The sequence below is a fragment of the Nostoc sp. genome (assembly GCF_036917355.1).
In the GTDB taxonomy this organism is placed as follows: Bacteria; Cyanobacteriota; Cyanobacteriia; order Cyanobacteriales; family Nostocaceae; genus Nostoc.
This window is the reverse complement of the sequence record NZ_JBALDP010000005.1, coordinates 1-21,536: the sequence shown is the minus strand read 5'-3', so window position 1 is coordinate 21,536 and position 21,536 is coordinate 1. Positions and strand designations below refer to the sequence as shown.

Sequence of the window (21,536 nt, the reverse complement as noted above, 5' to 3'; positions counted from 1 at the left end):
TTCTTGACTGTAATTGCCTGTGATTTTCTCTGCGATATTCTTGTTAAATGAGAAAAATACTAGTTTATCTAGATATTGAAACAAAATTTTAATACTTTTAATTGTTATCAGATATAGCTAATTTACTTTTCACAATTGAGCTAGTCAGAATGCTTAAACTATCTAACTTTTGTTGTTAATTTTCAATTTTTCGGATGAGATATTTTTGTTACCCCTAGTAATTGATGTGTAAAACAATGTAAATTAAGATTTAATGAAATTTTAATAACTAATTGAAAGCCAGTGACATCTCAAAGAGTGCTACCTTCGGGCAAGAGGTTCAAAACTTCGCAACTTCAAATCTTCCTGGCTGATAGTCTGACTATTTTTTGGGGAGATTGGTTAGATTTACGCGTAAGAATTTTACCAGTTGCTGCATCAGGCTTAATATCGCCACTGATATATATTTTAGCTTTTGGCTTGGGTTTAGGTAGTTCCATCAAACCCGGTTCGGGAATTAGTGGTAACTATGACAACTATTTGGAATTTATATTACCGGGAATGGTGGCGCTGTCGTCGATGACGGTTAGCTTTGCTGGAACGACATTTTCAATTTGTGGAGACAGACTATTTACCAAAACCTTTGAGGAATTGTTGTTAACTCCCATAAATCCCTTAGCGTTGTACATCGGTAAAATGCTGGCGGGAGTCGTGCGGGGTTTGATGACTTCCGGTTCCGTGATTTTGGTAGCGCTGCTATTTAGTGGAAACTGGAATTTTCTCAACCCACTGTTTTTACTGGTAGTAGTGCTGAATTGTGCGGTATTTGCTGGATTAGGGGTGATTGTAGGGTTGAGTGTGCGATCGCTCGAATCAGTTGGACTCTACAATAACTTTATCATTATCCCCATGTCGTTCTTAGGAGCGACTTTCTTTGACCCTGCTACATTACCAGCAGCTCTCAAAGTTTTAGTTTACCTGCTGCCACTAACCTACGCCAGTATTGGATTGCGTGCAGTTGCTCATTTACCCTTGTCTCAGTTTCCTTGGTACAGCATACCGATTTTGTTGGCGATCGCGATCGCTCTTTCTCTGTGGGGTGCTTATAAATTTGCTCATCAGCAAGATTAAAGCCTTCATTACAACCTGTGCTTTAACTGTTGAATTTTCTGTAAAACTTTTTCCCGATGCTGCGTTAGCTTGATCCATCGCGGTAGGCGACTGGCAAGACTGCCATTGTGCCAGCCTAATGAGTCATCTGGCAAGTGTTCTCGCAACCTCGATTGAACATAGCTTTCCAGGAAGTTCAAATGTGCTTTATTATATGCCCATAGTACCTGACCGCAACAAGAGATTTGTAGCCAGAGGGGCAAGCCAAAAAAATGGTCTAATATTTCATAGCTGGAATTTCTTTTATTCCCATAATTGTTCTGCCACAGTAGCAATGCGGCTTTTCGATTGCCATCTTTTGACTGTTGTTTTATATAGCTACAGTGCTGACAGGTAATTCTTTTGATGGAACTGAGACTTGATTGCTCAGAGCTTAGAGTCAATATCTTAGCAATGCGCTCGCATTGGGGACAACGTACTAAAATTTCTTGCTCAAAATCAGAAAGTCGTTTGCCATAGGCTCTAAATCTTATAACCATTTCATCTCAAACCTGCTATGTAGCATCCCATTAAGACAGCAATTAACCAATTAATTATTTATGTTTCACATGTTGTCTAATCTGTCAATGTATAAGTGATAATTTGGATTTTTTATAAAGATTGCGTGAAATTACTAGTTATCATGATAAAGCATTACAAGAATTGCTTTATAAATCAACCTATGAGTAGATATCAACTCAGTGAGCAAAAACACATTAACCACTATTTATCTAGCAGATAGATAGCAGTTTTAGAGTGAGTTTTTGCTGTTTGATTTAAACCATCCGGTATAGCATTCTGCAAATCAATATCCAAAGGACACAAATATGACTAGAATTGCCACAAAAATAGCCTTGTCTGTTCTCGGAGCAGCAGGAATTAGTTTTTTGTCTTGGACACCAGCAAGAGCCGTCATTTTTGTAGAACCCATTGTGACGACTAAAAATCAAGATGTACTCGACGCAAAAAAACCAAGAACCCTTACAGGTTTTTTACCAGGGCAAGTAATAGAATATGGTGTTCCAGATGTAGCTAATAACTTTCTAAATGCTACCGGATACGATATAAATAGCTTGGTCTTTGATTTAAAAACCCTGTCCTATAGTAATCCGAATTCTACTCCACCATTTGATAATGAAACAGTGGAGTGGGGAGATGTTAATGGAGATGGGAAGATTGGTAACTCTGCTAACCCCGATCTCAAGGATATTTTTACAGACATTACCATTGCTGGTAGTACTGTCACTTTTAGTGGTGGCGTCATCCCAAACGGAAGCTTGTTTTACAATCCATTCGCTACCCTGCCTAATCTAGCGCCAGGTGCTGGAATCATTCCACCAATTCCAGCAGAGCAAGAAGATAAAGATGGGCCGATCAGAGTGGCTTCTTATTACACGGCTGTTCCTGAATCAACTAACGTTTTGGGTGTACTGGTTTTTGGCGCTTTAGGCGTAGCTTTAAAATTAAAGCGATCGCTCTGTTAAGGGGACTGGGGAAAAAGCAAGGGAGCAGGGAGCAGGGGAGAAGTTGCAGTAAGTTTTCCCCTCTGCTCCTCTGCCCCTCCGCACCTCTGCCTCTTATGCCCATACCCTCATTCTGTAATTAACTCACGATACACTGTCATTGTTTCCTGATGGACGCGGGCAACACTCAGCCTGTCTAGGTTTTTCTTTGCCCGCTGTTTCCACTCTTGCAGCATCTCGGCATTACTCAGTAATTGCACTAAAACCCCAGCTAAAGCATGACTATCTTTTGCTGGTACTAAAAGACCTGCTCGCCCGTTGTCTAAAGCTTCAGGAATCCCGTCTACCTGAGTGCCGACGATCGCAGTTCCAGTTTCCCTAGCTTCCGAAAGTACCAAAGGGCAAGGGTCGCGGTGGGAAGCTAGCACAAATATGTCACAAGATATCAAATAGCGTTGAGGTTCTGGTTGGAAGCCTTCAAAATGAATGCGTTCTTTTACAGAAGTTGCTTGTGCCTGCGCCTCAAATAGCTGTTTATCAGGGCCATTTCCTACCAAATAAAGATGGGCTTGGGAAAAATCTGAGGCAACTTGTTCAAAGGCAGCTATTAACTCAGCAATTCCCTTGCGTTGATACATCCCGGCTACAGTGGCGATCGCTGGATGTTGTAATGGTAAAGGTAGATAATCTTGTATCTGTCTAGTGCGGGGACTGCCTAAAGTGCCGTTACATACCACCCGCAACTTGTTTTCTGGAATACCACGCCTAATCATAGAATCACATACAGCCTGACTGACAGCAATTACTCTGTCAGCTAAACCCATAAGCAGGCTGGCACGCTGAAATTCGTTGTGTACTGTAGAAACTAAAGTATATTTGTTTCCTTTAAAAATACGTGCTAATATTACCCCCGTCATCATGTGGGCATGAACAATATCCGGCTGAAATTCAGCTGCGATCGCTCGGTAACGTATAGCTGCTTTAATCGTATTTAGCGGTTTCCTGCTTTGGTCTAAGTAGTAATGTTTGACACCACAAATATCTAGTAAAGCCTCGTATTCTCCACCAGCAGAAACAACCACAACCTCATAACCAGATTTTGCCTGTAGACAAGCCAGATCCACAGCCACATTCACAATACCGTTACCTATTTCTTGAACGTGGTTCAAAATATGTATGATTCGCATAATCTTTGAGATGTATATAAAAAATAAAGATAAGTAACCGAGTGTAAATCAACCAACTTAATTATTGAGGTCTTCAGCGACAACTCAAAAGTAGTCAGTAGTGCGTAACATTAACCACTTTCTACTGATTAAGAGCGCTTATTACCAGTTACTTAGCTTAAAGACTTATTCAGTAACGGCTCGATAAATCGGGGTAAAACTTCAAAATTATGAAGACTGAATCTGTTATCTCCTGAATCTGTTATCTCAAATTTTATATTTCCCAATACCTAGTATCGAAACTCTAGTACAGCACACCAGCCAAACCAGAGAATAAAACTTTATAACAACAGCATTTTGCTTAATGATAAATAAAGAAATTAATGGTAACAAATAATTCGTTATTACTGTTAATAATTGTGTGAAAGCCCAGTAATGATAAAGCTTCAGTCATTTATTAGTTGAACTCATAACCTTAGTTTTAGGTGACAAAATGGCAACGTTACATACTCCACACTTCTAATCCAATTCCACAATTCTCGCCTCATATACACATAACCTGGTCTGATGGCAAAATATAATTTTTGCAATCAGGTACTTCTTTATTATTCTTTTTACACCTTGGTGACTTTGGATAATTTCAGTGCGACAAATCTCGTAGTTGGTAGTAACGTCCTCGTCTAGTGCTAAGAGTTCGACTGGGCGCTCACAGGCAATTCCACCAGTGGCACAGAATCTAATTCTAAATTCTGAAGACTAGCGCTTTTATTCTGGGAATTTTGCCAGACATCATAGTAAAACTCAATCAATACAAGTTTACGAACCTGAGAATTGTTTCCCTGAGAGCGGCGTGATGAAATAGCAGTTAGCAAAAACTTCCAAGACCGAGGAGAAAGTATAGATGGATCTATCATTGAAAAAAAACTTTTGAGATTTTTTTGCTTCAGTGCAACTAAAATCCAATGGAGTTTCAGGTAATTTTTTATATCCTCAAAGGCGGGAATCTTTGAGCGATGTTGCTCATTTACCAAGGCGTAAATTTTCTCCTTCATCAAAATATTTGTCGCCAACCGCCGAGGCAAAGAAAACTTTTGATTATAAGCACCCGGCCATATAGTGCGATAAGCAAGACACTGGTTGAAGAAAATAGCATCGCCAAACTGAGCAATCCGAATCCAGGAATCGATGTCATCACAGTTAGCATCGAGTGTGGAATCCCAACCACCACTTTGTAGAAAAGCATCACGTCGACAAGCTACTTGTACAGGTGTGCCAAAGGGTACAAGCTCTAAAAGCATCCCGTAGTGAATATCGGCTTGGGGGATATAAAAAGCTAAACCAGGGCCAACTTGGGGAGTGCGAGAGAGTTCAACTTCATTGCCATCCACCTGAGCCGCCACACAAGAGCAGATTACAGCATCGGGACGAAGTGCGATCGCCTTTGCCATTTCTTCTATACAGTTGGGCGCTAAATAGTCGTCATCATCTAAAAACTTAATCCAGTCGCCGCTAGCTTTAGCAACTCCAGCATTTACCGTTGCGGCATGACCAAGGTTGACTTCGTTAAGATGGTAAACAACCTTGTCCCCTAAGCTTTTGAGATAGGTTTGAGTGTCATCAGAAGAACAATCGTCAGCAACAACCACCTCACACTCCATTGTTTGGTTCCGAGCCGAATCAATTGCTCTTTTCAGCAAATTCAAGCGATTATAGGTACTGATGACGATACTAAATTTCATAAATTTTTCCTTTGTAATACGGCATTTTGCAATATAGCTTCGATATGCAGGCTGTTGTATCAGTACAATTATCAATCCTAACAAGTAGACTGAAATAGGATTATCGATTTATCATTGATGATCGTGAGTTTTTTTTAAGCAGACAGAAAGACTATGAACGCTCAAGAGATTATCCGCTCCATTGAAGCGGAACAGATAAAATCGAATCTGCCCGACATTTATGTGGGCGACACTGTAAAAGTGGGAGTGAAAATCAAAGAAGGCGAAAAATACCGCGTGCAACCCTACGAGGGAGTTGTGATTGCCAAGCGCAATGGCGGCATCAACGAAACTATTACAGTTCGTAAGGTTTTTCAAGGCGTGGGCGTTGAGCGGGTATTTCTGTTGCATTCTCCCCGGATTGACAGCATTAAGGTGTTACGTCGCGGTAAAGTGCGCCGTGCTAAACTATATTATCTCCGCGATCGCGTAGGTAAGGCAACCCGAATCAAGCAACGGTTTGACCGCCCTTTGTGATTCGTCCTTCAAAAGTATGGGAGAAATCTCAAGCTGCAAGCGGCATCTGCCGCTAACTTGTTTTCCCGACAAAATTAAGGTATGATATAAATCGCATATTGCGTTAAACTGAAATTTAGTTCAGCGCAATCACTGAATCAAAAACAGCTTGTGCGCTCTTAGTTCAGTTGGTAGAACGCAGGTCTCCAAAACCTGATGTCGGGGGTTCAAGTCCTCCAGGGCGCGCTCAAGAGCAAAAAAACAAAGCCCGAAATAATTACGCGACTGCTAATATAGCAGTTAGCGCTAATAATTTCGGGTAAACTTATTGTATTTGCAGTTGTTTTGCTTCCAGTAAGTGAAATAGAGTCGAAACTGCAAACCTAGATGACAATTAAACAGGATCTAGTATAAGAAACGGGGGATAACGGTCGTGGCCAAAAAAAGTGAAGCAGAATTGCCAGAAACCGCAAATGGGTTTAGCTTTGGCAACTTCATACAGGGAACCAAAGAAGAACTTGAAAAAGTAGTTTGGCCCAGTCGGAAACAGATAGTGAGCGAATCCGCCGCTGTGTTGTTAATGGTGGCACTTTCCGCATCTTTGATATACTTGGTCGATGGATTGTTTGCTTGGGCAGCAAAACAGGTGTTCTAATGAGTTTTGCAACAGATGAACCACGCAACTCAATGTTGCAGTCAGAAGAAACAGCAGAAGCAGAAGCAGCAGAAGCAGCGTCAAAAGAAGCACGCTGGTATGCAGTACAAGTAGCTTCAGGCTGTGAGAAGCGTGTAAAGACTAACTTAGAGCAACGCATTCAAACTTTTGATGTCGCTGACAAAATTATCCAGGTAGAAATTCCGCAGACGCCAGCGGTGAAAATCCGTAAAGATGGCAGTCGCCAGCATACAGAAGAAAAAGTTTTTCCTGGTTATGTGCTAGTGCGGATGATGATGGATGATGATACTTGGCAGGTGGTACGCAACACCTCTCATGTAATTAACTTTGTCGGTTCAGAACAAAAACGTGGTAGCAGCAAGGGTCGCGGTCATGTCAACCCCATACCACTAAGTTCTTCAGAAGTTGAACGTATATTCAAACAAACCAGCGAACAAGAAGCTGTTGTCAAAATTGACATGGCTACTGGTGATAAGATAATGGTGCTTTCTGGTCCATTTAAAGACTTTGAAGGCGAGGTAATTGAAGTCTCTCCAGAACGGAGTAAACTTAAAGCCTTGCTCTCAATTTTCGGCAGGGATACACCAGTAGAATTGGAATTTAATCAGGTAGAGAAACAGAGTTAAATACAAATGGCGAAGAAAGTAGTGGCGGTCATTAAACTGGCCCTGAATGCTGGAAAAGCCAACCCAGCACCGCCAGTTGGTCCCGCCTTGGGTCAACATGGTGTCAACATCATGATGTTTTGTAAAGAGTACAACGCCAAAACAGCAGACCAAGCTGGAATGGTGATACCTGTAGAAATCTCGGTTTTTGAAGACCGGAGTTTTACATTCGTACTCAAAACGCCACCCGCATCAGTACTGATTCGGAAGGCGGCGAAAGTTGAAAAAGGCTCGAATGAACCCAACAAAAAGAAGGTTGGGTCAATTACCAAAGCACAATTGCAAGAAATAGCCCAAACCAAACTTCCCGACCTCAATGCCAACGATATCGACGCGGCAATGAAGATTGTGGCAGGAACGGCTAAAAATATGGGTGTAACAGTTACCGATTAGTCATTGGTCACTTGTACTGAGTTTCGACTGCGCTCAACTACCGCGTTCGCGTAGCGTCTCGTAGAGAAGCCGTTGGCGTAGCCTCTCGTTAGAGAAGTATTGGTCATTAGTCATTAGTCATTAGTAACTGACGAAGGACAAAGGACAAAGTGACAAATAACAAAGGACAAATAACTAAAAATTATCGGGGGAGAGGCGAGGCTTCGGAATTACCCCAGGAGAACAAATGCCAAAAATATCGCGTCGTTTGCAGGGTCTGCAAGCAAAAGTAGAAGAAAAAGATTATCATCCGCTAGAGGCTTTAGCCCTTCTCAAAGACACAGCAACAGCTAAATTTACCGAAGCTGCGGAAGCGCATATTCGGCTGGGAATTGACCCCAAGTATACAGACCAACAGTTGCGGACAACGGTAGCACTGCCCAAAGGTACAGGACAAATCGTCCGGGTGGCGGTGATAGCCAGAGGCGAAAAGGTAAATGAAGCAAGCAATGCTGGTGCTGATATAGTCGGTTCAGAAGAACTGATTGACGAAATCCAGAAAGGTAGAATGGATTTTGACAAGCTGATTGCCACACCCGATGTGATGCCACAGGTGGCAAAGCTGGGTAAGTTGCTTGGGCCGCGTGGTTTGATGCCATCGCCCAAAGGTGGAACCGTGACATTTGATTTAGCAGGTGCGATCGCAGAATTCAAAGCTGGTAAATTAGAATTCCGGGCTGACCGAACTGGTATTGTCCATGTTATGTTTGGTAAGACAACCTTCTCGCCCGAAGATTTGTTAGTCAACCTGAAGGCATTGCAGGAGACAATTGACCGTAACCGTCCTTCAGGAGCTAAAGGTCGTTATTGGCGCACATTTTATGTGTCAGCCACTATGGGGCCATCAATTAAAGTTGATATCAGTGCCCTACGAGATTTGAAACTGAGCCAAGCAAGTTAATTTTTAGTCATTAGTCATTTGTAAAGGCAAAGGACAAATGACTAATGACAAATGACAAAATTAAATAAGCAAAGCCGGAGACAGCAGGTGCTAATAACTTAATATCCTGCCGAGGTTAAAACTCTAATTGTCAGAATTACCACCCATAAAGGTGTGATAACTATGGCGTCAAGAGTCTTACTACTCAACCCCGGCTAAGTTAGCTGGGGTTTGTTGTTTGGGTTCAGGTTGAGAAAAAACACACAACTAGGGCACTTCCCCGATTGTTTTAAGGAGGTGAGATTGGAATGGGTAGAACACTAGAAAATAAAAAAGAAATAGTAGCTGACCTCAAAGAAACTTTGAGTGCGTCAACTCTGGCACTGGTAATTGATTATCAGGGGCTAACAGTTTCAGAAATCACAGACTTACGGCGGCGGTTACGTCCCAGTGGCACTGTTTGTAAGGTGACGAAGAACACCCTAATGGGCATTGCCATCAAAGACGATGAAAAATGGCAGCCTTTGTCGGAATTGCTCAATGGTTCTTCCGCCTTTTTGCTGGTAAAAGAAGATTTTTCATCGGCAATTAAGGCATACCAAGAATTCCAAAAAGTTACCAAGAAGACAGAACTTCGCGGTGGTGTACTGGAAGGTCGCCTACTCAAAGAACCTGATGTCAAGGTACTAGGAGACTTGCCATCTAAGGAACAACTCATTGCACAAATTGCTGGGGCTATCAACGCTTTGGCTACCAAGATTGCTGTGGGTATCAACGAAGTTCCTGGTTCGCTGGCTCGTGCTTTGCAGGCTGTGGCCGACCAAGAGCAAAGTGGTGGTAGTACCGAAACTGCTGCTGTACAAGATAGCGGCACCGAAAGCACTGCTGAAGGTGATAGTAGCACTGAAACTGCTGCTGAATAGACTTCGTGGTTCATCAGTCAAAAGTCAAAAGTCTATAGTTAAAGACTAATGACCTATGACAAATAAATAATCAAAATTACAGGAGTTATATCAATGTCTGCTGCAACCGATAACATTTTAGAACAACTAAAAACTCTTTCTTTACTGGAAGCTTCTGAGTTAGTCAAGCAAATTGAAGAAGCTTTTGGTGTGAGTGCTGCTGCACCTGTTGGCGTAGCGTTCGCAGGCCCTGGTGCTACTGCTGCTCCAGCTGAAGAAGCTGTTGAGCAAACCGAGTTTGAAGTGATTCTCGAATCAGTTCCAGCTGATAAGAAGATTGCCGTGCTGAAGATTGTCCGGGAATTGACCGGTTTGGGTCTGAAAGAAGCTAAAGACTTGGTAGAAGCTGCGCCCAAGGCAGTTAAAGAAGGTGTTGCTAAGGATGCCGCTGAAGATGCTAAGAAGCGCATCGAAGAAGCAGGCGGTAAGGTGACTGTTAAGTAGTCACAATTCTTTTACCACTTTTTGATTAAGGAGCCTAACTTAGGCTCCTTTTTTTCTAGAACCACAAAGTTTTCTGTTGGATATAAAAATACTATTAAGTATTACAACGCTCATTTGTTGTAAAAAGAACAAGGGTTATATTAAGTTGGGTTTATTTGCTTTCTTACCCATTGACGAAATGCCTTAAGCGTTGGACTTCTACCTAAAGTTCGGCTTTGTTCGATAAATCGGGGAATTTCTTCAACAATTGGCAAGTTGGGAAAAGTAGAACTAATTTCAGACTCAATGTATTTACCTTCCTCAAGAATATTAATTTGTAGCTGAAAACTCTATTGGCAATGTCTCACGTTTGGCAGTCAGCCGATGGCAAGCAGTATGAAATTGCAGCAAAAGGAGCGCCGGAAGCGATCGCACCTAAGTTATATAGTTGTTAATTTATTTTAAGATCGTCGTTAGCTTGACGCAGTGCATATTGGAAGCATCTCAATGAGTGTAAAAACACGCCTGTCCTGGCGAATAGAATTCGCGGTTATACAAACAAAACCCACCTGCGTGGGTTTCAAATTCTTTGAGTCCACGTAGGCGGACTACCCTTTGGGATTTGTTCGTATTGGTATCGAACACCTACCGCTTCAAAGATACAAAGGTGGAGACTATATATAAAACAACCTTCCTTACAATAGAAGAATTAAAAACGGGAAATCCTCGAAATAAACCTGACATCAGGCATGATAGTGTCGATAAAAAAAGCTTCAGCTAAACTCTGTACAATAAATTATTAGTCCTTACCGCATCTCCTTCACCATACCAATAAATGTCAGATCAACCTGCACTCCTAATCGAACTTCTCCGTGCGGCGTACGCAGCCTTCAACGCGCGAGACATTGACGCTGCCCTTGCCCTCATGACTCCAGACGTGGCTTGGCCGAAAGCGTTCAAAGGCGGTTTTGTCCGTGGGTCTGAAGAAGTTCGCGCTTACTGGACGGAGCAATGGAGCGAGATCAATCCGCACGTCGAGCCAGTTTCCTTTTACTCGGAGGAGGCCGGGCGCATTTTGGTCGATGTGCATCAGGTCGTGCGTGACAAGGCTTACGCAGTTCTTGCCGATGAGCACGTGGGTCATCGATTCACCCTTGAACACGGCTTGATTCAAGCTATGGAAATCTGTCCACTTCCATCGTCCACCCCAAAGGCCTAACTACGCGCTCCAGCGAACAGGCATCGGCGGGCGGCCTTCTTCTGTATCCGGGGGGGGTGAAGTAAGCATCCGTACAGAAAGTTACGCGCTTGGATTTGATGAGCCGCTTTTAACCCAAGCGATCTGCCGTAGGCGGCAGCGCTTACGCAGAGCGGACGCTTACGCGAATGCTATTACCACAGAGAAACCTGTACCAATTGAAGTGTGATTTGAATTTTGCCATATGCCGCGATCGCAAATAAACTCGATCTCTGACTCTGGATTGGTTATGGATTGATATTTCTAGAAGGGTTAACTCTACTAACCTTTATAATTACACTGTCCATTAAATCTGCTTGCCCGAAAATATTCAAATTTCAAAAAGGACAATTTTGATATTTATCTTCCAAGTTGGTTAGCCAAATATACTAAATTGATCTATACATCTATTTTCATAATTATTCTTATCATTACAATTTATCAAATTCTGAATTAAAAATACTGGCGGCAATGATGACTAAACAAATTTCTCTTAATACGCTATGGAATTCTGCGATATCTAAGGATCGTGTATTTCATTCAGACGAATTAGCTCACTTGCCAGAAGCCGCAAGACGATATCTCGAACACGCGATCGCTCCTGGAACCAAAATTGCATCTGCGGTTCGATTGCAGATGCACGGCGAAATCAAATTGAAGAGTTGGATTCCATTCAAAGCAGAGCAAGTCATTTGCTGGGAGCATGGACTGATTTGGAGTGCTACGGCATGGATGAATGGTTTGCCAATTGTGGGATCGGATCGAATTATAGACGGTGTAGGTGCAATGCAATGGAAACTTTTAGGAATTTTCCCGATGATAATAGCTTCGGGTTCCGATATTACGCGGTCTGCTGTTGGTCGTCTTCAGTCTGAGTCAATCTGTTTGCCATCTGTATTTTGTGGTGATGATGTGTCATGGATAACAACTGATTCATCACATTTTCATTCCAGTTTTGTAGTACAAGGTGAGAGAGCCGAACTAGATTTCACCATCGATCAAACGGGTCGGCTGAAAACCTTCAAGCTGCCGCGCTGGAATAACCTTGATGGCTCTGAGTTTCATTATATGGACTTTGGTGGAGTTATGGAGGAAGAATGCACATTCTCTGGCTACACCATTCCCACCCGTCTGCGAATTGGATGGTACTTCGGCACTGAGCGGTTTGAGTCAGAGGGCGAGTTTTTCCGAGCCACAATCGATGATGCAATCTATCGGTAAACTCATGCACCGGGCGACTGGAAGTCGCGCGCCAGGTGCTTCAAGTCGGCGGAGCCGCCCAACGCACTGGCTTGGCTACACAGGCAAAACCCTCATGTAGAGACGCGATTTATCGCGTCTTAAAAGTGTAATGCCGATCGCGATTCACGATTCTTCAAATAAGCGATCGCCCTGATGTAAACGTTCCGCAATTTGATAAGTTTGTCCTTGAGATCGCATTGTCGGAGAATGAGCTGCTAAATACCGAGATGCAGCCACTAGTATATGAATTCCAGCCGAAGTTTGACCGAGGAAAGAATACTGACGAAAAGCGGCTTCCATTTCTTGAATGACATGAAAATCACGGTTTTCTCGCAGCATCAATTTCCCCAGTTTTGCCATCAGTCTTTCAGCACTACCACCACTGTATAAATAATTAGCAACTAATTGCCCTGTCTGGTTTACTTGCTGCTGACGGTTTAATAAATCCGGTAGCTGCTGGAGTAATTGTTCGGGATTTTCCCCGATGTCTTTGGGTTCTGGTAGTCGTGCTGGTGGAACATTCAAAAAACGATTTAAATATACACTCATCGCCGCATCAAACACACCTCTTAGTAGTTCGACTGTTGGTACTCTTCGTAAAGCTTGATGTACGGCATTTGCAAACGTAAATGGATGGTGGGCTGAATTCCAATCTCCAAAGTCATTATTAGTGTGGAAACGAGCTACTCGCAATGCTGCTGTATAAGTCACTACGCCAGCTAATTGTTCTTCAGTACAACCTGCTGCTAGTGCATTCAATAGCGAGTCTGCGATCGCTTGTGGGTCTTCACCTAATAAAATTGGTATTAGTTCATCTGGTTGTGACCAACTTCCTTGTTGAGATTTTCCCACACTTAATACAGCTGGTAATTGCTCAAAAGCCGACTCTAATATTGCTACCAAATCTACAGGGTAGCGCCATGAGTTGGATTCTTCCATCCGAGAAGCATTGGCTAAACCCGAAACTAGACTAGCCAGAATTGATTCTGCTGCTTGCCAAGCTATAGCATCAAGTGCTTCTAATGCTTTATTGATAAAATCAACTGTATGCCCAATATCAAGATAGCGCCGATCCGTGGCAGCACAGAACAGCATATCTGCTATTTGCTTTGAATTAGCTCCTGAACGAACAGCAGATACTAAACATCTTTGTGCCGCTTCCGCATCCCGTACCTGAATAAATTGGCGAAACCAGTTTTTGAGAGTCGCCAAATCTACTTTCGAGTTGGGTAATGGGTGAACAACAAACTCTGGTGGCGCACCCGCGCTATCATTAGCTACTGCCGACAGCCCGTGAAATAAAGCACGAGGTTTGTCTTCTACATCGAGATAAGGTAGTAGATTCATCATACAGGTATGGATAGTCAAACCTGTACTCCAACCCGCTTTGTTATAACGAGTGCCAAATTCTAGCCCCATGAAAAATGGTTCTGTCGGGTTCACTCCTATATCTAAAAGTGCGAGCGTTGATTTTGCAATCACTAAAGAAATATTCTGCTCTAAACCGTCTTGCAGACGTTGGCGGTGGTGAGTATGAGGGTTAACTGGTGGTGCTAAATTCACCCAAACTTCACCATCACGGACTTCTACTGGGAAACAAGGAACATCATCTGCCCACGAATCAAAAGTTCCACCACTAGCAAGGTCAAAGCGGGCATAATGCCAAGGACAGGTAACAATACCATCTTTGCAAGTGCTTCCTTGTAAGGGAAAGCCCATGTGAGGACAACGGTTATCAATTGCGTAAACTGTATTATTTGAGTAAAACAAAGCAATCGTATGTTTTTCCTTGTGGACTAACAAACTGCCTGCTGTCTGAACTTCTGCAAGTTGAGCAACACGGATATAATCGTCTGTTTTCGTCGCACCTTCAAATATTTGAGTCATTTAATTGCACGTAGGTAAATGTTAAAACCCTTATTTCTACTCTGGCAAAGTTTTTCAAATTTGAGCATTTATGCATTCTAATTTTTGTTAACTTATACCAATTCCTCAAGGGTTTTCGGCACATTTCTTATAATAAAATGCGTTCAGTCGGTGAATAGCCTAAAATTTGGTGTGTTACTCATGCTCAGACGCTTACGCAGCCGAAAAATTTCCTCAGTAGCTATGCTTGTGCTTGTTATATGCTTTACTCTGGTAGGTGTGCGTTCCTTTGGGCAAACAATTATGACATCAGCACCCCAACTACTTACCGATCCATTTTTGCAATTGCCAACTGCAACTTCAGTGCAAGTAGTTTGGTTTACTGAATTTGCTGGTGTTAATCACACAGTAACCTACGGGGAAAATCTCAAACAAACTGCTAGGGCAAGTACTACTAAACTCAGTCGCACGCGTGAAGACCAACAATCAAGAGTTGCAAACCAAACCCAAGACGGACAAGTTTATCAAAAACCCGTCCAACGGGACATTTGGCGACATGAGGCTGAGGTAACTGGGTTAACTCCTGGTGTGCGGGTTAACTATCGTGTTACGAGTGTGCAAGAACAGGGCAAAAGTGTTGACAGTGATGTTTTCAGCCTTGCAGCTACTCCCAAATCAGATACACCACTAAAAATTCTACTTACCTCAGATCATCAATTAAAGCCGATGACAGCGGCAAATCTGCAAAAGGTGGTAGAAACATTTGGACGAGTTGATGGTGTGTGGTTTGCCGGTGATTTGGTCAATGTTAGCGATCGCGCCTCAGAATGGTTTGATGATAATGTTGGTGGTGCTTTGTTTCCCGGTTTACAAGGCCGTGCTAAATATGAAATGACGCACGATGGTGTTAAAACAACCTACACTGGTGGACAAATAATTCAACACGCACCCATGTTTACTTGTATTGGCAATCATGAGGTGATGGGGCGCTTTGTCAGGACGGAAAGTTTAAATGATGAATTTGATGATACAATTCCCCGTGTCATTGCTCAAAAAATCTACCCAGATAAATCTTTAATCGATAATTCTTTTAATACTAATACCTACGAAGAGATTTTCTCTTTACCAAAAAGTAAAGAGGGTGGAAAAAGGTATTATGCAGTTAGTTTTGGTGATACGCGTTTGGTGGTACTGTACGCTACGAATATGTGGCGGACTCCCAAATTAAATGCAAAGTTTAAGGGTAGATATCGAGAAGCTGAAAAGGATTTAAATAATCCTGAAAATTGGGGTTATGGACAGGTAATTTATGAGCCAATTGCTAAAGGCAGCAAGCAATATAATTGGCTAGAGTCGGAACTTAACAGCCCTGAGTTTCAACAAGCAAAATACAAAGTTGTGATGTTCCATCACCCACCCCATACTTTGGGTGATAATATAGTTCCTGCTTATACAGAACCAGTACAGATAATTGAACGGGATAGCGGCAATATCAAAGCAGTGCGTTACGAGTATCCCAAAGACGCAGATTATATTATCCGCGATGTTGTCCCAATACTTGAAGCAGCTAACGTGCAATTAGTATTTTATGGGCATTCCCATTTGTGGAACCGCTTTATTAGTCCCAGTGGAATGCACTTTCTGGAAACATCTAATGTAGGTAATACTTACGGTGCTGCTTGGGGTGATAGAAAGCGAGAAGTACCAATTGGATATCAAGAGGATTATGTTAAGCTTGGCGATCCCAATGGTTTAGAACCGATAGTGCCAACAATTGCCCCAATGCTTGGTGAAGATGGGAAGCCAATGCCTTATATTGCGAGTAATGATATTACAGTTTTCAGTATCTTCGATACGGGAACAGGTACGATAAGTAGTTATCGTTTTGATACTCGCAAGCCTGATTTGGAAGTCTTGAAGTTTGATGAATTTAAGTTGAAATAATGGGGTAATACATCTGTCATTGGTGTCAACTTAACGTAAAAGTCATCCTAGAAACAGCTTTTAGATTGTTTCGTTCCCAGTCTCCGACTGGGAATGCCGTCCTAGAGGCTCCGCCTCTCTTGCTGGCGGCAGAGCCGCTTTTGAGTTGCATTTCCAGCCCAGAGGCTGGAAACGAGGTTTTAAAGGGATTTGGGCTTAAGTTGATATCAATGTACATCTGTGCGTCCCTACGCGTTTTATATCCAAAAAAGATGGATAAGGAGAGTAAATCATAGACTAGCGATCGCATCGGCAACTCGCCCAGAAACAAAAGGTAAAATATCGCGACTTTTAGCCTGGGCTTTCCCTTCAGTAAATACCACTAACAGGTAAGGGCGCTGTTCTGGTAACTCAATATACGCGGCATCATGGTGAACTTGACTTGTCCAACCTGCCTTTGACCAAATTTGAGCATTTTCAGGCAATCCACCGCCTAAAAAACCTGTTACCTGATCTTCGTCTCTGTCAGTGGGCAAATCGTTGAGAGGACGTTTGAGTAAAGCCATCATGGCTTGCGATCGCCCACTTGAAACCGCCACCCCACCTACAATACTATGCAGTAACCTAGCGATCGCATTTGTGGTCAACATATTACGATTTTCCAGTAACTCTCCCACAAATGCCCGTTCCCGTCCATAAGGGCCATCACTCCAAGTTTTTTGACAGACGTTTATTGTCTCCATTTCTTCCCAACCCAAAGATTGGTAATAGCGGTTAACAATATTACGCTGATATTTCCAGGTTTCAAAGGGGCCGATTGGTAATTCTGGCCCTGATGTGGTACCACTCAAAATATCCACAACCAAGCTGGTAGCATCGTTACTAGAATCGACAATCATATCCCGCAAAGCTCGCTCCAACTCCTTGGAGGTTTGACTCATGCCCTTTTCTAGCCATTCGTTTACCGCCACCAGGTAAAATAGCTTGACTACACTGGCAGGATAAATCCGCTCAACACCCCGATAAGTGAAACCACGAACTGGGTGATCCCAAAAAGCGTTGGGAGTCAGCGCCCCACCAGTATTTACTCGCACTGGTGGATCGTAAACAACCCAAGTCAAGGCAATTTGGTTACGTGCTAAGGTCGGAAATGCCGCCCAAGTTGCATCTAAAATGCCATTACCAAGATTTTCGAGTTGTTCGTCTTTATTAAAAAAAATCATTCTCTAATAATGTCCTTTAATCTAAAATCCAAAATGGTTCGACTGAGCGAAGCCGAAGTCCAAAATCCAAAATCAGGGGAGTATCAGTGTTTAGCTGACCTGAATTTATATGATTCTCCTGAATGTACGCGTTTAGCAACTCAAGCTGCATCTGGGAGACATTTGTGGGTAACATCAAATCATCAAAATTCGGCGGTTGAGGTGTATTTATGTGAAGATGACTATCCGGGATGGCTATCTCTTTCAGATTTTGATTCATTACAATCTGCTACTGTACCTTATCAGGCTGCAACATTTTCTGAATCGGAAATTAAAAAACTCCTAGCAGAAATTATCGCCTTTACCCAAAAAGCGATGCAACAATCAAATTATTACCTTTGGGGTGGTACGGTTGGGCCAAATTATGACTGTTCTGGGTTGATGCAGGCGGCGTTTGCTTCGGTGGGTATTTGGCTACCTAGAGATGCCTATCAACAGGAAGGATTCACTCAACCAATTACGATTGCAGAATTAACAGCCGGGGATCTGGTGTTTTTTGGAACTAGCCAAAAAGCCACCCATGTCGGGCTTTATTTGGCGGATGGTTATTATATCCATAGTTCTGGGAAAGAGCAGGGACGAAATGGGATCGGCATTGATATTCTCTCGGAACAGGGAGATGCGGTTAGTCAGTCGTACTATCAGCAGCTGCGAGGTGCTGGTAGAGTTTTTAAGAGTTACGAACCACAGAGACGCTGAGGGCGCACAGACTTATGAGGAGTGGATTGGTTTCCGAAAGGAGTAGTGAGGAAAATGGGGCGATTTCAGCAATTGTTCCAGATGTTTCGGTGGTAGTACCAATACATGACGAGGTGGAGAGTTTGCCACTTTTACTAGAAGCGATCGCCTCTACTTTATCTTCTAGTCAGGTAAATTATGAAATCATTTGTGTAGATGATGGTTCTACAGATGGTTCTGGGGATTTTCTCAAAGAACAGGCGCAAATCCGCACTGATTTAAAGGCGGTGATTTTGCGTCGCAACTACGGACAGACTGCGGCGATGGCTGCTGGATTTTATTATGCAGTCGGTAAAGCGATCGTTACTTTAGATGCCGATCTCCAGAACGATCCGGCTGATATCCCCATGTTATTAGCAAAGCTGGATGAGGGTTACGATTTGGTGAGTGGTTGGCGGCAAAAACGCCAAGATGGGGCTGTAAATCGATTACTTCCTTCCAAAATTGCCAATTGGCTAATTCGCCGCACTACTAGCGTGAATATTCATGACTATGGCTGTTCGCTGAAAGCCTATCGTGCAGAACTTTTGGCAGATATGAACCTCTACGGAGAATTACACCGATTTTTACCCGCTTTGGCGTACATCGAAGGAGCTAGAATTACCGAAATACCTGTACGTCATCACGCCCGCCGCTTTGGTCGTAGTAAATATGGAATTTGGCGGACATTCCGGGTATTGATGGATTTGTTAACCATTCTGTTTATGAAAAAATTCCTCACCCGTCCAATGCACGTTTTTGGGCTGTTGGGCTTGATTTCAATGTTTTCGGGCACTGCGATCGGAATTTACTTGACTTTCGTCAAATTGGCTTTAGGTGAGATGATTGGCAATCGCCCCCTGCTGATTTTAGCAGTTCTGCTGCTACTAACGGGAGTGCAGCTGTTTTGCTTCGGACTTTTAGCAGAATTGCTCATGCGTACATACCACGAATCCCAAGGACGGCCTATCTATCGCGTGCGAGAGGTGGTAGCAAAAAATGTTAAGTAACGTAACAATAGTAGTCATTAGTCATTAGTCATTAGTGATTGGTCATTAGCAAATAATTAAGAGTAAATATTTGGTTGACTCTAGACAAAGGACAAATGACAAATGACAAAAAACTAGTTAAATTGCATCTACCTTGAAAGCATTTAATACCTTTGACGCCCAACTGCGGCGCAACCTGCTGATTTTATTTACGGCAGGTTTATTATTCTGGTCGAGCCTGTCTTCGCTTTTGCCAACTCTACCGCTTTACATTGATGATGTGGGCGCAAGCAAGCAAGAAATTGGTCTTGTTATGGGCAGTTTCGCCATTGGTTTATTGCTCTCTCGCCCGATGCTGGGTCGGTTAGCCGATGAACGCGGTCGAAAAATTACCTTATTGATTGGTACGATCGTAGCTGCGATCGCACCCTTTGGTTATTTGGCAACCCAATCTCTTGGGCTATTAATTCTGGTGCGAATTTTTCATGGCATTAGTGTTGCCGCTTTTACCACTGGCTACAGTGCCTTAGTCGCAGATTTAGCGCCCGCCCAAACTCGCGGCGAAATCATTGGTTATATGACCCTAGCAACTCCCATTGGTTTAGCTATTGGCCCTGCCTTGGGTGGGTATTTAGAAGCTACAAGTGGTTACGGGATATTATTTCTGTTATCCGCCGAATTAGGTTTTGTTGCCCTCTTGGGGATTTTACAAGTTACGAATCCGCCAGTTCAAACGCGGGAGCAAACAGAGGGAGAAAATCGCAAATTTTGGCAAATTTTGGCCAGTCCACGGGTGAGAGTTCCAACTATAGTTATGTTGCTGGTTGGTTTGTCCCTTGGTGCGGTACATACCTTTGTGTCGTTGTTCCTCAAATCCGCTGAAGTAGACTTCAATGGCGGACTGTTTTTTACAGCTGCGGCAATTTCTAGTTTTAGTATCAGGATATTTGCTGGTAAGGCAAGCGATCGCTTCGGGCGAGGTTTGTTTATTACCTTTGGGATTTTTTGCTACGTTTTGGCGTTAATACTGCTATGGCAGGCTTACAGCCCGATCGTTTTCTTACTGGCTGCGATCGCTGAAGGCGCTGGTGGTGGTACACTGATCTCGATGATGATTACCATGATGGCAGACCGTTCACTGCCGCAAGAACGGGGGAAAATTTTTGCTATATGTATAGCTGGACTTGATTTGGGAATTGCGATCGCTGCTCCTCTTTTGGGTATCATCGCAGAACTTGTAGGCTACCGCGATATGTTTGGCTACGGTGCTGCGATTACTTCTCTAGCACTTGTCCTCTTCCTCACCCGTTCGAGCAAAAACTTATCCAACTCACTGCGCTTTGCACTAGGTCTAGCTCCAGATGCCTACGCTTTGAAAAACTTAAAAGTTAGGAGTGATGAAATTTAACTCATCACTCCTAACTTTAAACTCTTAACTTTTTGAAAACGGGCGAGGAGGGATTCGAACCCCCGACACCGTGGTCCGTAGCCACGTGCTCTAGTCCACTGAGCTACACGCCCTCACCGACAATCTATATTAACACGTTCTAACCAAATGGCGCAAGATAATTTTCCAGCTAATTTTGCCAACTTAACCCATCTAGATCCCCAAGGACAGGCACAGATGGTTGATGTCTCTGAAAAAGCACCCACCATTCGCCAAGCAGTAGCTGCTGCTAATGTGCGGATGCTGCCAGCCACCTTCGCTGCCATTCAAAGTGGAAATGTGCCAAAAGGCGATGTGTTGGCAACTGCAAGATTGGCTGGGATTATGGCAGCCAAGCAAACAGCCACTTTAATTCCTCTGTGTCATCCGTTGCCTTTGCAAAAAATCGCAGTCGAAATTACACCCGATCCCCAACTACCGGGTTATCAAATTCAAGCCACAGTCAAAACCAAAGCTGAAACTGGTGTAGAGATGGAAGCCTTAACTGCCGTTTCTGTCGCTGCTTTGACTTTATACGATATGGCAAAAGCTTTAGAAAAGTCGATTCAAATTGAATCGATTCGTTTAATAAGTAAGAGTGGCGGGAAATCAGGAGATTATTCACCGGTAGAGCAATAAGCTAGTTATTGGGCATTGGGCATTGGGCACAAGAGGCAGAAGTACAGAGGCGCAAAGGGAAAAACTAAACTTACTGCAACTTCTCCTCTGCCCCCCTGCTCTCCTGCTCCCCCAGGGTGGTTTCATACAAAGAAAGAAAAAACTCTATCGAGTTGGTTGGAGAGTGCGCGTTGTGCTTGAGGAATAGTTCGGAAACCGAGTTTGCG

21 protein-coding genes, 2 tRNA genes and 1 other annotated feature are annotated in these 21,536 nt (G+C 43.2%); of the genes, 17 read left to right on the top strand and 6 right to left on the bottom strand.

The window, feature by feature from the left end:
• The first annotated feature begins 282 nt into the window (after nt 1-282).
• A complete protein-coding gene (locus V7K53_RS01020; protein WP_335195841.1) occupies nt 283-1,110 on the top strand; it encodes an ABC transporter permease in 828 nt (275 codons plus the stop codon).
• Between the two features lie 8 nt (nt 1,111-1,118).
• Here V7K53_RS01020 and V7K53_RS01015 read toward each other — a convergent pair whose 3' ends face one another.
• The gene (locus tag V7K53_RS01015; protein ID WP_335195840.1) at nt 1,119-1,628 is read right to left on the bottom strand and encodes a hypothetical protein; all 510 of its coding nucleotides are present in this window, start codon (nt 1,626-1,628) and stop codon (nt 1,119-1,121) included.
• Nucleotides 1,629-1,955: 327 nt separating this feature from the next.
• Between V7K53_RS01015 and V7K53_RS01010 the strand changes: the two genes are divergently transcribed.
• Nucleotides 1,956-2,612, top strand: coding sequence for a hypothetical protein (locus V7K53_RS01010; protein ID WP_335195839.1), 657 nt, complete (start codon nt 1,956-1,958; stop codon nt 2,610-2,612).
• A gap of 107 nt (nt 2,613-2,719) precedes the next feature.
• Here the strand turns inward: V7K53_RS01010 and V7K53_RS01005 are convergent, their stop codons facing one another.
• Together V7K53_RS01005 and V7K53_RS01000 are read right to left on the bottom strand one after the other, a co-directional pair.
• A complete protein-coding gene (locus tag V7K53_RS01005) occupies nt 2,720-3,778 on the bottom strand; it encodes a glycosyltransferase family 4 protein (protein ID WP_335195838.1) in 1,059 nt (352 codons plus the stop codon).
• Between the two features lie 665 nt (nt 3,779-4,443).
• The gene (locus V7K53_RS01000) at nt 4,444-5,496 is read right to left on the bottom strand and encodes a glycosyltransferase family 2 protein (protein WP_335195837.1); all 1,053 of its coding nucleotides are present in this window, start codon (nt 5,494-5,496) and stop codon (nt 4,444-4,446) included.
• Between the two features lie 153 nt (nt 5,497-5,649).
• Between V7K53_RS01000 and rplS the strand changes: the two genes are divergently transcribed.
• The 10 genes from rplS to V7K53_RS00950 all read left to right on the top strand — a co-directional run bounded on the left by rplS (nt 5,650) and on the right by V7K53_RS00950 (nt 12,487).
• Nucleotides 5,650-6,012, top strand: a complete 363-nt coding sequence (gene rplS / locus V7K53_RS00995; RefSeq protein WP_094348921.1) for a 50S ribosomal protein L19 — start codon at nt 5,650-5,652, stop codon at nt 6,010-6,012.
• Nucleotides 6,013-6,164: 152 nt separating this feature from the next.
• Nucleotides 6,165-6,237, top strand: a tRNA-Trp gene (locus V7K53_RS00990).
• Nucleotides 6,238-6,424: 187 nt separating this feature from the next.
• Nucleotides 6,425-6,646 (top strand): preprotein translocase subunit SecE, encoded by a 222-nt coding sequence (gene secE / locus V7K53_RS00985; protein ID WP_322671077.1) that lies wholly within the window; start codon nt 6,425-6,427, stop codon nt 6,644-6,646.
• Complete coding sequence (gene nusG / locus V7K53_RS00980) at nt 6,646-7,293, top strand: transcription termination/antitermination protein NusG (protein WP_322671076.1); 648 nt, start codon at nt 6,646-6,648, stop codon at nt 7,291-7,293. The genes secE and nusG overlap by 1 nt, the downstream gene beginning before the upstream one ends.
• A gap of 6 nt (nt 7,294-7,299) precedes the next feature.
• Nucleotides 7,300-7,725, top strand: coding sequence for a 50S ribosomal protein L11 (gene rplK, locus V7K53_RS00975; RefSeq protein WP_094348918.1), 426 nt, complete (start codon nt 7,300-7,302; stop codon nt 7,723-7,725).
• A gap of 226 nt (nt 7,726-7,951) precedes the next feature.
• Nucleotides 7,952-8,665: a 50S ribosomal protein L1 gene (gene rplA / locus V7K53_RS00970; protein ID WP_335180429.1), complete on the top strand. Its 714-nt coding sequence runs from the start codon at nt 7,952-7,954 to the stop codon at nt 8,663-8,665.
• A gap of 56 nt (nt 8,666-8,721) precedes the next feature.
• Nucleotides 8,722-8,889, top strand: a sequence feature (ribosomal protein L10 leader region).
• Nucleotides 8,890-8,952: 63 nt separating this feature from the next.
• Nucleotides 8,953-9,567, top strand: coding sequence for a 50S ribosomal protein L10 (gene rplJ, locus V7K53_RS00965; RefSeq protein WP_334900145.1), 615 nt, complete (start codon nt 8,953-8,955; stop codon nt 9,565-9,567).
• A 93-nt stretch (nt 9,568-9,660) separates the two neighbouring features.
• Nucleotides 9,661-10,050, top strand: coding sequence for a 50S ribosomal protein L7/L12 (rplL, locus tag V7K53_RS00960; RefSeq protein ID WP_335195836.1), 390 nt, complete (start codon nt 9,661-9,663; stop codon nt 10,048-10,050).
• Between the two features lie 814 nt (nt 10,051-10,864).
• Nucleotides 10,865-11,248 (top strand): nuclear transport factor 2 family protein, encoded by a 384-nt coding sequence (locus tag V7K53_RS00955; RefSeq protein ID WP_335195835.1) that lies wholly within the window; start codon nt 10,865-10,867, stop codon nt 11,246-11,248.
• A 489-nt stretch (nt 11,249-11,737) separates the two neighbouring features.
• Nucleotides 11,738-12,487 (top strand): DUF6920 family protein, encoded by a 750-nt coding sequence (locus tag V7K53_RS00950; protein ID WP_335195834.1) that lies wholly within the window; start codon nt 11,738-11,740, stop codon nt 12,485-12,487.
• Between the two features lie 144 nt (nt 12,488-12,631).
• Here the strand turns inward: V7K53_RS00950 and V7K53_RS00945 are convergent, their stop codons facing one another.
• On the bottom strand, nt 12,632-14,395 hold the full coding sequence (locus V7K53_RS00945; RefSeq protein ID WP_335195833.1) for a Rieske (2Fe-2S) protein: 1,764 nt from the start codon (nt 14,393-14,395) through the stop codon (nt 12,632-12,634).
• Between the two features lie 282 nt (nt 14,396-14,677).
• Here V7K53_RS00945 and V7K53_RS00940 point away from each other — a divergent pair, with 282 nt between their 5' ends.
• The gene (locus V7K53_RS00940) at nt 14,678-16,318 is read left to right on the top strand and encodes a metallophosphoesterase family protein (RefSeq protein ID WP_335195832.1); all 1,641 of its coding nucleotides are present in this window, start codon (nt 14,678-14,680) and stop codon (nt 16,316-16,318) included.
• Between the two features lie 269 nt (nt 16,319-16,587).
• On the opposite strand, the gene V7K53_RS00935 is transcribed toward V7K53_RS00940, so the two are convergent.
• Nucleotides 16,588-17,520, bottom strand: coding sequence for a serine hydrolase (locus V7K53_RS00935; protein ID WP_335195831.1), 933 nt, complete (start codon nt 17,518-17,520; stop codon nt 16,588-16,590).
• Nucleotides 17,521-17,529: 9 nt separating this feature from the next.
• Between V7K53_RS00935 and V7K53_RS00930 the strand changes: the two genes are divergently transcribed.
• From V7K53_RS00930 to V7K53_RS00920, 3 genes are all read left to right on the top strand, one after another.
• Nucleotides 17,530-18,258 (top strand): C40 family peptidase, encoded by a 729-nt coding sequence (locus V7K53_RS00930; protein ID WP_335195830.1) that lies wholly within the window; start codon nt 17,530-17,532, stop codon nt 18,256-18,258.
• Nucleotides 18,259-18,272: 14 nt separating this feature from the next.
• Nucleotides 18,273-19,286 carry a glycosyltransferase family 2 protein gene (locus tag V7K53_RS00925; protein WP_335191659.1) on the top strand — a complete coding sequence of 338 codons (1,014 nt, stop codon included), beginning with the start codon at nt 18,273-18,275 and terminating at the stop codon, nt 19,284-19,286.
• Nucleotides 19,287-19,419: 133 nt separating this feature from the next.
• The gene (locus V7K53_RS00920) at nt 19,420-20,673 is read left to right on the top strand and encodes an MFS transporter (RefSeq protein WP_335195829.1); all 1,254 of its coding nucleotides are present in this window, start codon (nt 19,420-19,422) and stop codon (nt 20,671-20,673) included.
• A gap of 39 nt (nt 20,674-20,712) precedes the next feature.
• Here V7K53_RS00920 and V7K53_RS00915 read toward each other — a convergent pair.
• A tRNA-Arg gene (locus V7K53_RS00915) sits at nt 20,713-20,786 on the bottom strand.
• A gap of 34 nt (nt 20,787-20,820) precedes the next feature.
• Between V7K53_RS00915 and moaC the strand changes: the two genes are divergently transcribed.
• On the top strand, nt 20,821-21,330 hold the full coding sequence (gene moaC / locus V7K53_RS00910; protein ID WP_335195828.1) for a cyclic pyranopterin monophosphate synthase MoaC: 510 nt from the start codon (nt 20,821-20,823) through the stop codon (nt 21,328-21,330).
• The last annotated feature ends 206 nt before the right edge of the window (nt 21,331-21,536 follow it).

Bases quoted from the DNA above. Each gene is read 5' to 3' on its own strand.
- V7K53_RS01000 (WP_335195837.1), bottom strand. From the start codon at position 5,496: ATGAAATTTAGTATCGTCATCAGTACCTATAATCGCTTGAATTTGCTG.
- V7K53_RS00940 (WP_335195832.1), top strand. From the start codon at position 14,678: ATGACATCAGCACCCCAACTACTTACCGATCCATTTTTGCAATTGCCA.
- V7K53_RS01015 (WP_335195840.1), bottom strand. From the start codon at position 1,628: ATGGTTATAAGATTTAGAGCCTATGGCAAACGACTTTCTGATTTTGAG.
- rplJ (WP_334900145.1), top strand. From the start codon at position 8,953: ATGGGTAGAACACTAGAAAATAAAAAAGAAATAGTAGCTGACCTCAAA.
- V7K53_RS01010 (WP_335195839.1), top strand. From the start codon at position 1,956: ATGACTAGAATTGCCACAAAAATAGCCTTGTCTGTTCTCGGAGCAGCA.
- nusG (WP_322671076.1), top strand. From the start codon at position 6,646: ATGAGTTTTGCAACAGATGAACCACGCAACTCAATGTTGCAGTCAGAA.
- V7K53_RS01005 (WP_335195838.1), bottom strand. From the start codon at position 3,778: ATGCGAATCATACATATTTTGAACCACGTTCAAGAAATAGGTAACGGT.
- moaC (WP_335195828.1), top strand. From the start codon at position 20,821: ATGGCGCAAGATAATTTTCCAGCTAATTTTGCCAACTTAACCCATCTA.
- V7K53_RS00935 (WP_335195831.1), bottom strand. From the start codon at position 17,520: ATGATTTTTTTTAATAAAGACGAACAACTCGAAAATCTTGGTAATGGC.
- V7K53_RS00955 (WP_335195835.1), top strand. From the start codon at position 10,865: ATGTCAGATCAACCTGCACTCCTAATCGAACTTCTCCGTGCGGCGTAC.
- rplK (WP_094348918.1), top strand. From the start codon at position 7,300: ATGGCGAAGAAAGTAGTGGCGGTCATTAAACTGGCCCTGAATGCTGGA.
- V7K53_RS00945 (WP_335195833.1), bottom strand. From the start codon at position 14,395: ATGACTCAAATATTTGAAGGTGCGACGAAAACAGACGATTATATCCGT.
- V7K53_RS00930 (WP_335195830.1), top strand. From the start codon at position 17,530: ATGTCCTTTAATCTAAAATCCAAAATGGTTCGACTGAGCGAAGCCGAA.
- rplL (WP_335195836.1), top strand. From the start codon at position 9,661: ATGTCTGCTGCAACCGATAACATTTTAGAACAACTAAAAACTCTTTCT.
- rplS (WP_094348921.1), top strand. From the start codon at position 5,650: ATGAACGCTCAAGAGATTATCCGCTCCATTGAAGCGGAACAGATAAAA.
- V7K53_RS00950 (WP_335195834.1), top strand. From the start codon at position 11,738: ATGATGACTAAACAAATTTCTCTTAATACGCTATGGAATTCTGCGATA.
- V7K53_RS00925 (WP_335191659.1), top strand. From the start codon at position 18,273: ATGAGGAGTGGATTGGTTTCCGAAAGGAGTAGTGAGGAAAATGGGGCG.
- rplA (WP_335180429.1), top strand. From the start codon at position 7,952: ATGCCAAAAATATCGCGTCGTTTGCAGGGTCTGCAAGCAAAAGTAGAA.